Source organism: Halomicrococcus pelagicus (genome assembly GCF_051917725.1).
Classification (GTDB): Archaea; Halobacteriota; Halobacteria; order Halobacteriales; family Haladaptataceae; genus Halomicrococcus.
Map to the genome: position 1 here is coordinate 355,720 of NZ_JBQBLX010000003.1, position 11,965 is coordinate 367,684.

10 protein-coding genes are annotated in these 11,965 nt (G+C 66.7%); 4 read left to right on the forward strand and 6 right to left on the reverse strand.

Features of this window, described 5'->3' with window-relative positions:
- Position 1 precedes the first annotated feature (1 nt).
- The 4 genes from ACTF4R_RS11080 to phoU form a co-directional block, all read right to left on the reverse strand.
- The gene (locus ACTF4R_RS11080; RefSeq protein ID WP_440007885.1) at positions 2–1,960 is read right to left on the reverse strand and encodes an ABC transporter ATP-binding protein; all 1,959 of its coding nucleotides are present in this window, start codon (positions 1,958–1,960) and stop codon (positions 2–4) included.
- A gap of 152 nt (positions 1,961–2,112) precedes the next feature.
- Positions 2,113–2,382 (reverse strand): DUF7538 family protein, encoded by a 270-nt coding sequence (locus ACTF4R_RS11085; protein ID WP_113276857.1) that lies wholly within the window; start codon positions 2,380–2,382, stop codon positions 2,113–2,115.
- Between the two features lie 152 nt (positions 2,383–2,534).
- Positions 2,535–4,757, reverse strand: coding sequence for a CDC48 family AAA ATPase (locus tag ACTF4R_RS11090; protein ID WP_440007886.1), 2,223 nt, complete (start codon positions 4,755–4,757; stop codon positions 2,535–2,537).
- 224 nt (positions 4,758–4,981) lie between these two features.
- On the reverse strand, positions 4,982–5,659 hold the full coding sequence (gene phoU / locus ACTF4R_RS11095; protein WP_440007887.1) for a phosphate signaling complex protein PhoU: 678 nt from the start codon (positions 5,657–5,659) through the stop codon (positions 4,982–4,984).
- Between the two features lie 91 nt (positions 5,660–5,750).
- Between phoU and ACTF4R_RS11100 the strand changes: the two genes are divergently transcribed.
- The 4 genes from ACTF4R_RS11100 to ACTF4R_RS11115 all read left to right on the forward strand — a co-directional run bounded on the left by ACTF4R_RS11100 (position 5,751) and on the right by ACTF4R_RS11115 (position 9,954).
- Complete coding sequence (locus ACTF4R_RS11100) at positions 5,751–6,281, forward strand: CBS domain-containing protein (RefSeq protein WP_440007888.1); 531 nt, start codon at positions 5,751–5,753, stop codon at positions 6,279–6,281.
- A gap of 356 nt (positions 6,282–6,637) precedes the next feature.
- Positions 6,638–7,657, forward strand: coding sequence for a phosphoribosylaminoimidazolesuccinocarboxamide synthase (locus tag ACTF4R_RS11105; RefSeq protein WP_440007889.1), 1,020 nt, complete (start codon positions 6,638–6,640; stop codon positions 7,655–7,657).
- Between the two features lie 88 nt (positions 7,658–7,745).
- Positions 7,746–8,987: a Glu-tRNA(Gln) amidotransferase subunit GatD gene (gene gatD, locus ACTF4R_RS11110; RefSeq protein WP_440007890.1), complete on the forward strand. Its 1,242-nt coding sequence runs from the start codon at positions 7,746–7,748 to the stop codon at positions 8,985–8,987.
- Position 8,988: 1 nt separating this feature from the next.
- Positions 8,989–9,954, forward strand: coding sequence for a GNAT family N-acetyltransferase (locus tag ACTF4R_RS11115; protein ID WP_440007891.1), 966 nt, complete (start codon positions 8,989–8,991; stop codon positions 9,952–9,954).
- A 40-nt stretch (positions 9,955–9,994) separates the two neighbouring features.
- Here ACTF4R_RS11115 and ACTF4R_RS11120 read toward each other — a convergent pair whose 3' ends face one another.
- Together ACTF4R_RS11120 and surE are read right to left on the reverse strand one after the other, a co-directional pair.
- Positions 9,995–11,131 carry a DUF7972 family membrane protein gene (locus ACTF4R_RS11120; RefSeq protein ID WP_473965264.1) on the reverse strand — a complete coding sequence of 379 codons (1,137 nt, stop codon included), beginning with the start codon at positions 11,129–11,131 and terminating at the stop codon, positions 9,995–9,997.
- A 69-nt stretch (positions 11,132–11,200) separates the two neighbouring features.
- Positions 11,201–11,965 carry a 5'/3'-nucleotidase SurE gene (gene surE, locus ACTF4R_RS11125; protein WP_440007893.1) on the reverse strand — a complete coding sequence of 255 codons (765 nt, stop codon included), beginning with the start codon at positions 11,963–11,965 and terminating at the stop codon, positions 11,201–11,203.

Here is an 11,965-nt window from a genome sequence, read left to right on the forward strand (position 1 = left end):
GTCAGTCGTCGCCGGCTTCCGTCCGGGCGGTGCGGCGCGCGGCGCGCTCGATGAACTCCTCGGGGAGTTCGTCTATCTCGCCGGCCTGGACGCCCCAGAGGTGAGCGTAGAGCCCGTCGTCTTCGAGCAGGTCCGCGTGCGTGCCGCGCTCCACTATCCGTCCGCCCTCGAGGACGACGATCTTGTCGGCGTCCTTGATGGTCGAGAGGCGATGAGCGATGGCGAACGTGGTGCGGTTCTCGGTGAGTCTGTCCAGCGAGCGCTGGATGAGCATCTCCGTCTCCGTGTCCACGTCGCTGGTCGCCTCGTCCAGGACGAGGATGTCGGGGTCTTTCAGGATGGCTCGCGCGATGGAGATGCGCTGGCGCTGGCCGCCCGACAGCTTCACGCCGCGCTCGCCGACCTCGGTGTCGTAGCCCTCCGGCAGGTTGGTGATGAACTCGTGGGCCTCCGCGGCCTTCGCCGCCTCGACGATGTCCTCGTCGTCCACGTCGAACGTGCCGTAGGCGATGTTCTCCCGCACCGTCCCGTAGAACATGAACGTGTCCTGGCTGACGTAGCCGATGGCCTGTCGCAGGCTCGGCAGGCTCACGTCCCGGAGGTCGGTGCCGTCGATGCGAATCGCACCCTCGTCGACGTCGTACATCCGCAACAGGAGCTTGAGGACGGTGGACTTGCCCGCGCCGGTGGGGCCGACCAGCGCGAGGGTGTCGCCGCCGTCGACGTCGAAGGAGACGTCCTCGACGATGGTCTCGCTCTCGTCGTAGCCGAAGGTGACGTCGTCGTAGACGACCTCGCCGTCGTCGACCACGAGGTCCTCCGCGTCGGGGTCCTCCTTGATGCGGCTCGGCTCGTCCATCAGTCCGAAGATGCGCGCGCTGGAGGCGTAGGCGCGCTGGTACATGTTGATGATGGAGCCGAACTGCGCCATCGGCCAGATGAACCGCTGGGTGAGCAGCATGAACGTGATGAACTCACCGGCGCTGAGGTCGCCCGTGAAGAACCACGGACCCGCATCGTTGAGCACCCACAGCCCGCCGACGATGAACGTCAGCGCGAACCCCAGACCCGAGAGTATCTGGAGCGACGGGAAGAACTTGATGCGCGTGACGATGGCGCCCCAGTTGGAGTCGAAGTAGTCGTTAGAGACGTCCTCGACGCGGTCGGACTCGTAGGTCTCGGTGTTGCTCGTCTTGATGACCTGGATGCCGCCGAGGTTGTTCTCCAGCCGGGAGTTGACCTTGCCGACCGCCGAGCGAACGTCGGCGTACTTCGGCTGGATTATCTCGATGAACTTGTAGGTGAAGGCAGCGATGAGCGGCACCGGCACCATCGCGACGAGCGCGAGCTGCCAGTTGATGCCGAAGAGGATGGCCGCGATGGCGACCACCATGACGCCCAGCCGGAACGCCGAGTTCATCCCGTCGTTGAGGAACCGTTCGAGGCGGTTCACGTCGTTGGAGAGGATGGACATCATCTCGCCGGTCTGCTTGTCGGCGAAGAAGTCCATGTTCAGCCTCTGCATCTTGTCGTAGGTGTCCGTCCGGACGTTGTGCTGGATGTTCTGGGCGAAGGAGTTCCAGCCCCAGTTGCGCGCCCAGTGGAACGCCGCGCCGAACGCGAACGCGAGTCCGACGACGACGACGGAGAACCAGAACTGGGCGTCCACGGTCGCCGGAGCGATCCGGGCGGCCAGGCCCTCGGACATGAACGGCACCTGTCCGGCGAGCGCCTGCGAGTACGGAATCGTCCCGTCCTCGGAGAACAGCGCGTCGATGGCGACGCCGAGGATGATGGGCGGCAGCAGGTTGAGCACCCGAGCGAAGATGCTCGCCACGACGCCCGTCACGAACGCGAGCTTGTTCTCGGCCCCGTATTCGAGGAACAGCCGCCGCATCGGATTCTCCGCTTGCTCCTTCTGCTCCTCGAAGGGGTCGTCTTCTTCATCGTGAATGTCCATTATGGAGACAGAGAGGCCGCTCGATTGATAAGAGTTTCCTACGAATCGAAACAGTGGGAGATGCGACAGGAGCGCTTCGCCAGCGGGAGTCGATGGCTCTCCGACCAGTGACAAAAGTCTGATGTTCGAGGCAGGACGTGACGCCCCGGGCGTCACAGCGGCCGGTCTTCGATGGCGGGGTCGAGGCCGGCGTCGGCGAGGTCCTGGCGCACGCGTTCGCGCAGGGGCGTCGGCACCGTCCCGCGTCCCACGGGAACGGCCGTCTCGCCGTCGCCTTTCACCTTCCAGTAGAGCACGCACTCGCTGGGGTCGTAGTACTCGATGCTGTAGTAGTCGTCCGCGCCGCGGTAGTGGACGCGGGCCGCGAAGCCCTCGACCTGCCAGCCGTCCTGTTCGGCGAGTCCGTCCAGCGCGTCGTCCATACCTCGTCGCTGGGCCGCGAGCGTGGTAGCCGTTACGGAATCGCCGGCGGCGGGAACCGCGCTCTCGACCGGGCGCAGAGACGCGTCCGACGCTGCCGCTCGTCGCGAACCGACGGAAGAAAGAACGAAGCTGCCGGGACGACGGACTCCGGTTACTGGAAGCCGATGCGACCGCTGGTCCGGCGCTGTGGGCCCGACGAGCCGCCCTTGAACTCCTGTTCCATCTGCTCGTAGTAGTCGAGCAGGTCCTCGGTGATGGTCGCGCGGACGCTGTCCATCGCCGAGCGGAAGTGCCGCATCTCGACCTCCTCGGCGTCGTCGTCCTCGCGCAGCGCCTGGATGGCCGCCTCGCGCCCGATGGATTCGAGGTCGCTTCCGACGTAGCCGTCGGTCATCTCCGCGAGTTCGCGCAGGCTCACGTCCGGTGCGAGCGGCGTGTCGTCCGTGTGAATCTTGAGAATCTGCTCGCGGCCATCCGTGTCCGGTTCGCCGATCATCACGAGACGGTCGAACCGACCGGAGCGGATGAGCGCCGGGTCTATCATGTCCGGGCGGTTGGTCGCGCCGATGACCATCACGTCGCCGGCCTCCTCGAGTCCGTCGAGTTCCGTCAGGAGCTGGTTGACGACGCGCTCGCTGACGTTGCTCCCCATCTCCTGGCTCCGACTTGGGGCGAGGCTGTCGAGTTCGTCGAAGAAGATGACGGTGGGGCTGACCTGCCGGGCCTTCCGGAACGTCTGGCGAATCGCCTTCTCGCTCTCGCCGACCCACTTCGACAGCAGTTGCGGTCCGCGGACGCTGATGAAGTTGGCGTTCGTCTCGTTGGCGACCGCCTTCGCCATCAGGGTCTTCCCCGTGCCGGGCGGGCCGTACAGCAGGACGCCGCTCGGCGGGTCGATGCCCATGCGTTCGAACTTCTCCGGCGAGGACAGCGGCCACTCGACGCTCTCTTTGACCTCCTCCTGGGCCTCCTCGAGGCCGCCGACGTCGTCCCAGGAAATCTTGGGGAGTTCGACGAGGACCTCCCGCATCGCGGAGGGTTCGACCTCGTTGAGCGCGCCGTGGAAGTCCTGGCGCTTGACGATCATCCGGTCGATGAGCGACGGCGGAATCGACTCCTCGTCGAGGTCTATCTCGGGCAGGTAGCGCCGGAGCGCCTTCATCGCGGCCTCCTTGGTGAGGCTCTCGATGTCGGCGCCGACGAACCCGTGCGTGTCGTTGGCGAGACCGCCGAGGTTCACGTCGTCCGAGAGTGGCATCCCGCGCGTGTGAATCTGGAGAATCTCCTTGCGCCCCGACTCGTCCGGCACGCCGATCTCTATCTCGCGGTCGAACCGGCCGGGACGGCGCAGCGCCGGGTCGACGGAGTCGACGCGGTTCGTCGCAGCGATGACGATGACCTGGCCGCGCGCCTCGAGGCCGTCCATCATCGTCAGCAACTGGGCGACGACGCGGCGCTCGACCTCGCCGGTCACGTCCTCGCGCTTCGGCGCGATGGAGTCGAGTTCGTCGATGAAGATTATAGAGGGCGCTTCCTCGGCCGCGTCCTCGAAGATTTCACGGAGTTGCTGTTCGGACTCGCCGTAGTACTTCGAGATTATCTCCGGCCCCGCGATGGAGAAGAAACTCGCGGAGGTCTCGTTGGCGACCGCCTTCGCCAGCAGCGTCTTCCCCGTGCCGGGCGGGCCGTGCAGGAGGACGCCCTGCGGCGGCTCGATGCCCAGTTTCTGGAATATCTGGGGATGCTTCATCGGGAGTTCGACCATCTCCCGGACCCGCTGGATTTCGTTCTGCAGACCGCCGATGTCTTCGTACGTGATACCCCCACCGGTCTTCTCGAAGCCCGATATCGGCTCTTCCCTCAGTTCGACGTCGGTGTCTTCCGTGATGAGACACACCCCCTCCGGTTCCGTCTCCACCGCGATGAGCGGAATCGCCTGACCGGGCGAGCGCATGAACGGATGGTTCGTACTCGACATGACGGGCACGATGTCGCGCTCGACGACCGGCCGTTTCAGTATCTGGCGTTTCACCATGCCAGCCGCGTCGCTACCGAACTGGACGCTCGCCTCCTCCGGGGGCGCGAGCACAAGTTTGTCGGCCTTCTCCGCTTCGGCCTTGCGGATTTCGACGCGTTCGCCGATACCGACGTCGGCGTTCTGGCGCGTGAAACCGTCTATTCGCACGGTATCGGTGTTCCAGTCCTGACGGTCTGCACGCCAGACCTTCGCCGCCGTGGTGTCGGCACCTTCGATCTCGATGATATCTCCTGGACTCAACTTCAGGTGCAGGAGCGTATCCGGATCGAGACGGGCGATACCGCGTCCCGAGTCGTTCGGGTACGCTTTCGCCACCTCTAGTTGCACTTCGTTCATGGTTTTACACTCGCGGGGATGTTCGTGGGTCGTGGTTCGCGAGGCATAAGCCCTTTGTTACCGGGGGTTTCGACCAGAGAGTCACCCGATATCGCCGGACTCATCCTGCGTTCGCTACGGGTAATTACGTGTTGGCCCTACAAAGGGATAGTGGTGTACGTACGGCGCTTTCAAATCGGCTCCCGAATCGACGCGCCGGAGCGGTGCCGCACAAACGCGCCGACTCAGTAGATGAGTTCGTCGTCGTTCTCTATCATGTACAGCGTCCGGGCGGCGATGTTGACCGCGTGGTCGCCGACGCGCTCCAGGTCCCGGACCGTCAACAGCAGCCGCGAGACGTCCTGGAGCAGTTGCTCTACCTCCTCGTCGGAGTTGGCCTCCAGTTCCGTCTCGATGAGGTCGCGGACGACGAGTTCGCTCGCGCGCTCACAGAGGGCGTCCAGTTCGTCGTCCTGCTCGGCCACCGCGTAGCAGTCGTCCGCGTTCTCGGTGTCGTACGCGGCCATCGCGTCCTCTATCATCGAGAGGGCGAGGTCGCCGAGCGCCTGGACGTCGACCTCGGGGAACACGTCCTTCTCCGCCTGGAGCGTGTACTCGCCGAGGTTCACCGCGAGGTCGCCGATGCGTTCGAGGTCCGTGATTATCTTGAACGAGGCGGCGATGAGCCGGAAGTCGCTCGCGATGGGTTCGTGCAGGCGCAGCAGGTCGATGCAGTCGCTCTCGATGTCGAGGTAGAGCTGGTTGATCTCGTGGTCGGTGTCGATCAGCTCGTCGGCCAGTTCCGTATCTTTCTGTTCGAGGGCGTTCAACCCCTTGCGGACGCGCTCCATGACGAGTTCGCTCATGTAGAGCACGTCCTCCTGCAGTTCGAGGAGACCTTCCTCGTAGGACGTTCCGGGCATACTTCCTCTTTACCGGAGTCGAGTGATGAACCTTGTGGAGGGTCGGGGAACGGACACAAGAGCTTACACGCGTCCTCGCCTCCCCCCGAACATGGCAGTCACTGCTCGCGACCTGATGACGACGGACGTGGAGACAGTTAGCCCGGACGACGACATCAGCGCGGTGCTGACGCGTCTCGCCCGCGCGGAGTTCAACGGCTTCCCCGTCGTCGAGGACGGAGACCTCGTCGGCATCGTCACCCAGAGCGACCTCGTCGACCTGTTCCAGCCCAGCGACCGGACGCTGTGGATTCCCATCGGCTTCCCGCCGTTCCTCGAGAGCCTGGAGTACGCCATCGACCTCTCGTGGGACGAACTCGACACCGGCATCGACCTCGTGAGGAACGCCGGCAAGCCCGTCCGGACGGTGATGACCGAAGACGTCGTGACCGTCGAGCCGGACGACGACCTCGACCACATCCTCGACCTGCTGGCGGACGACGAGCGCGACATCAACCGTCTGCCGGTGGTGGAGCGCGCGGAGCGTGGCTCCGCGAACGGGTCGAACGGTGGCCTCGTCGGCATCATCGCTCGCCAGGACGTGCTCCGGACCGTCCGCGACGAGCGCCGGGCGTCGGAGTAGGGCCGGCCGCACTCGCCGCTCGGCGGTCGTCGATTCAGGAGAGCAGTGGTGCGGGATGCTAGCCCGATACACACCCATGAACCACCGTTTCGACGGAGGTTCGCATGGTATTTGTTCCCGAATGCATATAAATCTTTGCTGAGATGAAGCCGGCGACCGGGCGTCGACGCGTCCGGCGGCGCACTGCCGGGCGAACCGGGCCGCGTTCCCGACGCCGCCGTCGCGACACCGAAGTCGCGTGGACTCCCGTCGACCGGCCGGCCATCCCACGTTCGTGCACAGTACTCCCCGTGCCGAGACGACGGTTCAGCACGGAGATGGAAACTACTTAGTCGGGTCACGGCAACTCCACCTTCATGACGAGTGTCAAGGAGTTCCGGGTCGAACGCGAGCCGACTCCGGACTCGCTCGGGCAGGGGGCGTTCGTCTTCACCGACGACTACTCGGTATTCGACTGGGGGAAGATGCCGGACGAGATTCCCGACAAGGGTGCGAGCCTCTGTACGATGGGGGCGTTCAACTTCGAACTCCTGGAGGAGGAGGGCGTACCCACCCACTATCGCGGAGTCGTCAGCGACGGGAACGTCGTCTCGGTCTCGGACGCCACGTCGCCACCGACGGAGATGGCCATCGACCTCACGCAGGTGCCGAACCTGCCGCGGGAGGGCCGGAACTACGACTACGAGATGTTCCACGGCGCGGCCGACGACAACTACCTCGTCCCGCTGGAGGTCGTCTTCCGCAACAGCGTCCCCGTCGGCTCCAGCCTGCGGCGACGCACCGACCCCGAGGACCACGGACTGGACTTCCCGGAGTGGCCCGACGGCGCGGTCCAGCTGGAGGAGCCCATCGTCGAGTTCTCGACGAAGTTCGAGGAGAGCGACCGCTACCTCTCCCGCGAGGAGGCCGACCGCATCGCGGGTGCTGCCGACGTCGACGAACTCGAATCGGTCGCCCGCGAGGTGAACCGCGTCGTCACCGAGCGGGCCGCCGAGGCCGAACTCACCCACGAGGACGGGAAGATAGAGTGTCTGTACTACGAGGGCGAGGTTCGCGTCGCCGACGTGGTCGGCACGTTCGACGAGAACCGGTTCACGTTCCACGGCCAGCCGGTCAGCAAGGAGTTCCTCCGGCAGTACCACAAGCGCGAACAGCCCGCCTGGGCCGACGCGGTCGCTGACGCCAAGGCGGAGGCGAAGCGCCGCGACGTCGCCGACTGGAAGTCGCTGTGCGACGAGCGGCCCGCGCCGCTGCCCGACGAGGTCGTCTCGGCCGCCCGCGACCTCTACGTCGCCGGCACCAACGCCTACGTGGGCCGCGAACTGTTCGACGCGCCGCCGCTCGACGAGGCCGTGATGACCGTCTCCGACCTCTGACGTCGGCCGGGAGTCGGCGCGGACGCACGCTCGCATCGAACGACCCGGAACGGGGGGATTCAAGTCTGGCGGAGCGTAACTCCGAGACATGAACGCAGGGGACCGCGTCCGCGTCGAGCGGGCGGACCAGACGTACGAAGGGGTGCTGTTGCCCTCGACGACGCAGGACCACCTCGTCGTCAAACTCGACGGCGGGTACAACGTCGGCGTCGACCGCGAGGACGCGTCGGTCGACGTGCTCGAATCGGACGTCTACGAGATAGAGGAGGGCGAGACGAGCGAGTCGTCGGTCGTGGAGTTCGACGACGACCTGCCGACGATATCGCTCATCAGCACGGGCGGCACCATCGCCTCCACCGTGGACTACCGCACCGGCGCGGTCACCGCGCAGTTCGACGCCGAGGACGTGCTCCGGGCGGTGCCGGACCTCGCCGGTCGCGCGAACTACCGCGGCCGCGTCGTCGCCAACATCCTCAGCGAGAACATGACGCCGGACGTGTGGCAGGACCTCGCTCGCGCCGTCCACGAGGAGATAGAGAACGGGGCCGACGGCGTCGTCGTCATGCACGGCACGGACACGATGCAGTTCACCGCGAGCGCGCTCTCGTTCATGCTGGACACCCCCGTTCCGGTCGTGTTCACCGGGAGCCAGCGCTCGGCGGACCGGCCCTCCTCGGACAACGTGATGAACGCGGTCTGCTCGGTGGAGGCCGCCAAGTCCGACGCCGCCGAGGTGATGGTCTGCATGCACGCCTCCGAGAGCGACGACGTCTGCGCGCTCCACCGCGGTACCCGCGTCCGGAAGAACCACACCTCCCGCCGGGACGCCTTCGAGACGGTCGGCGCGAAACCGCTCGGCGAGGTCGACTACGACACCGGCGAGGTCGCGTTCCGGCGCGAGCACGACGAGCGCGACGCAGCGGACCTCGCGCTCGCGGCCGACGTCGAGTCCGAGGTCGAACTGCTGAAGTTCACGCCGGGTACGGACGAGTCCGCGCTCGACCTCGCGGAGGGGAAGGCCGGCCTCGTCCTCGAAGGCACGGGCCTGGGGCACGTCCACTCCGACTGGACCGACCGCATTGCGGACCTGGTCGACGACGGCACCACCGTGGTCATGACCAGCCAGTGCATCCAGGGGCGGGTCTGCGACCGCGTCTACGACACGGGACGGGACCTGCTCGACGCGGGCGTCGTCGAAGGGGAGGACATGCTCCCCGGCACGGCGAAGGTGAAGTTGATGTGGGCGCTGGCGAACGCCGGCGACCCCGCGGCGACGATGCGGGAACCGCTCGCGGGCGAGATACGCGAACGGTCGGTGCCCTGGGAGTGAGATGACGGGCGCGACCGTCGAACTCAGGGAGGCGACGCACGACGACTTCGAGGCGGTCGCCGAGTTCACCCGGGACACGTGGCCCGAACGTGACGGCGGCGACTACATCCCCGACGTCTACCACGACTGGATAGAGGGCGACGACAAGCGAACGGTGGTCGCGGACGTCGTCGAACGGGATTCGACGGGCGGTCGGGGGTCGTCCGACGAGGTCGGCGACGCCATCGCCGGCATCGCCCAGGGCGTCCTGCTCTCGGACTGGGAGGCGTGGGGCCAGGGGATGCGCGTCAACCCCGCGTTCCGCGGCGAGGGCGTCGGGATGCGCATGACGCGCGACCTCTTCGACTGGGCGCGCGAACGGGGAGCGACGGTCCTCCGGAACATGGTGTTCTCGTGGAACGTCGCCGGTCTCGGCCAGTCCCGGGCCGCCGGCTACGACCCCGTCACCGAGTTCCGGTGGGCGACGCCCGACCCGGACCCGGACGCCGACCCGGCCCTCGACGTGACCGCGGACCCCCGGGCGGCGTGGCGCTACTGGACCGACAGCGCGGCCCGCGAACACCTCGCGGGGCTGGCGCTCGACGCGGAGGAGTCGTGGGCGGTCTCCGAACTCACTCGCGAGGACCTCCGCCGGGCCGCCGACGAGGACGGTCTGTTCGTCGTCCAGGCCGACGGAACGAGAGGGCTCGCGTATCGCGTCCGCGAGTACGACCGCGAGGGCGACGACGGCGGCGAGGAGAGGTGGGTCGAGTACGGCGTCGGAGCGTGGGCGGACGTCGACGCCGCCCGAAGCCTGTTCGCCGCCGTGGCCCGGGACGCCGCCGAACGCGGCGCGACCCGGACGCGGATGCTCGTGCCCGAGACCCCGCAGTACGTCAGCGACGCCGCCTACTGCCGGACGGGGGTCGCCGACGAACCGGACTTCGTGCTCGCGGCCGACCTCACTGCCGACCACCGTCGTCGATAGCGTCGAGTCCGGCGACGGGGCGACCCCGTCTGTTCCGGATTCAGTCGTCCGCGGCGGGGGTTTCGGGGTCCGTTATCTCCCAGTCGTCCTCGTCCTCGTGTTCCCAGTCGAACTCGTCGATGGCCGCGCCGCGTTCGAGGATGAACGGACCGGCGGCGAGCGTGTTGAGCGTCACCGTCACCGCACGGATGATGTACGCGGTGAGGATGACGAACGGCGCGAGCGCGACGGTGTACGCGAAGCTGACGAACAGCGGGAGCGGCGGGATGCTGAACGCGCGCCAGATGGGGAGCGCCATCTGGCGCGGGAAGAGCTTCGCGTCCAGCGCCAGCAGGACGTAGGACGTGAACACGATGGCCGGCAGCGAGACGTACAGCAGGCGACTGGAGAGGCGCGCGAGTTCGCGCTTGTAGTACAGCGACTTGAAGTACTCGCGGCCGGTCGCGAAGAATTTCAGCGTGTCGACGAGGTCGTCGATGGCCTCGGCCTCGTCGTCGTCGAGCTGGTTGCGGTACTTGCGCTTGAACCGGCGAGCCGCGTGGAGTTGACGCGAGTAGTCGTAGTTCAGGCCGGCGAGCAACACCTTGAACGTGCCGAACTGAGCGTCCGCCAGCGTCTCGCCGGCACGTTCGGCGTCGGCGGTCACGCGGTCGGCGAACGCCTTGGCCTCCTCGCGGAACTCGCCGTCGTCGCTGTCTTCGGCGATGTTGGCGAGCGCCATCGCCTGCCGGTCGATGACCTGGAGGATGGCGCGGAGGAACTCCGCCGGACGAGCGGGGCTCACGTCCGATTTCATGAACTGGTCGATGCGATCGCGGTACTGAATCGAGGCGTCGATGCGGTCGCGCTGGTCCTCGATGTCGGTGATCTCCTGAGAGAAGACGATGGAGTTGATGGAAACGACGATGGAGACCAGCAGGATGATACCGCTCAACAGCGTGTTGAACAGCGTCTGCACCGTGTTCGTCTCCGTCAGCAGCCTTCGCATGTCCACCCCCGTTCCCTGAACCGACATCGCGAGGAGGACGGCGAGGACGCACAGTAGCAGAAACAGCGTCACGGAGGTACGCCTGCCGAGAAGGAGAAACCACCTGCTAATCTTCTTGAAAATCGACCTTCGGTCTCTCATCTTCGATTCCGGGAAGAGAGACTCGAAGGAGTGGTCGTCAGGATTCATATTTCTCGTTCTATGTTACTCGTAGCGAGGGGTAAGGGCTTCTGGTTTACATATCATGCCGACAGTCGTCTACGCGAAATCGTCCGCGATATCGGCGAGCGTCTCCATCTGGCGCGTTTCGTGACCGACGCCGAGCGGCGAGACGCTGACCTCGCCGTCGGCAAGCGCGCGACGGTCGGTTCCGACGGGGTCGTCGAGTTCCTCGGGGCGGTCCGGGCGCAACGGGTCGTAGAAGCAGTCCCGGAGCGCGAGTTCGTCGCCGTCCTCCTCGACGCGGACGTCGAAGTCGCTGGTCGGCCGGGTGACGCGGAGCGGGGGACGCTCGTCGGTCACGGGCACGTTGACGTTGAGGTAGGTGCGGTCGGCGAGCGCGTCGGCGCGCTCCACCAGGAACCGCGCGACGTCGGCCGCCGGGTCGAACTCCCCGTCCTCGAACTCGCGGTTGCCGACGACCGGGTCGTACAGCGAGACGGCGACGCCCGGCACGTCGAGGAACGCCGCCTCCTTCGCGGCGCTGACCGTCCCGGAGCGTCCGAGTTTGTGCGCGCCGACGTTGGGACCGTCGTTGACGCCCGAGACGACCACGTCCGGTTCCGGGTCGAGCGTCCGGAGGCCGACCGCGACGCAGTCGCAGGGCGTCCCGTCGACGACGACGCCGCGGTCGCGCTCCTCGACCCCGACCGCGTGGGAGTTCGCCCGACCGACGCCGCTGCGGTCCTCGGCGGGGGCGACGACCGACACCCTGGTCACGGACGGAGCGGCGGCGAACTCGTCGTACAGCGCGTCCAGACCGGACGCGCCGACGCCGTCGTCGTTCGTCAGCAGGACGTGCAC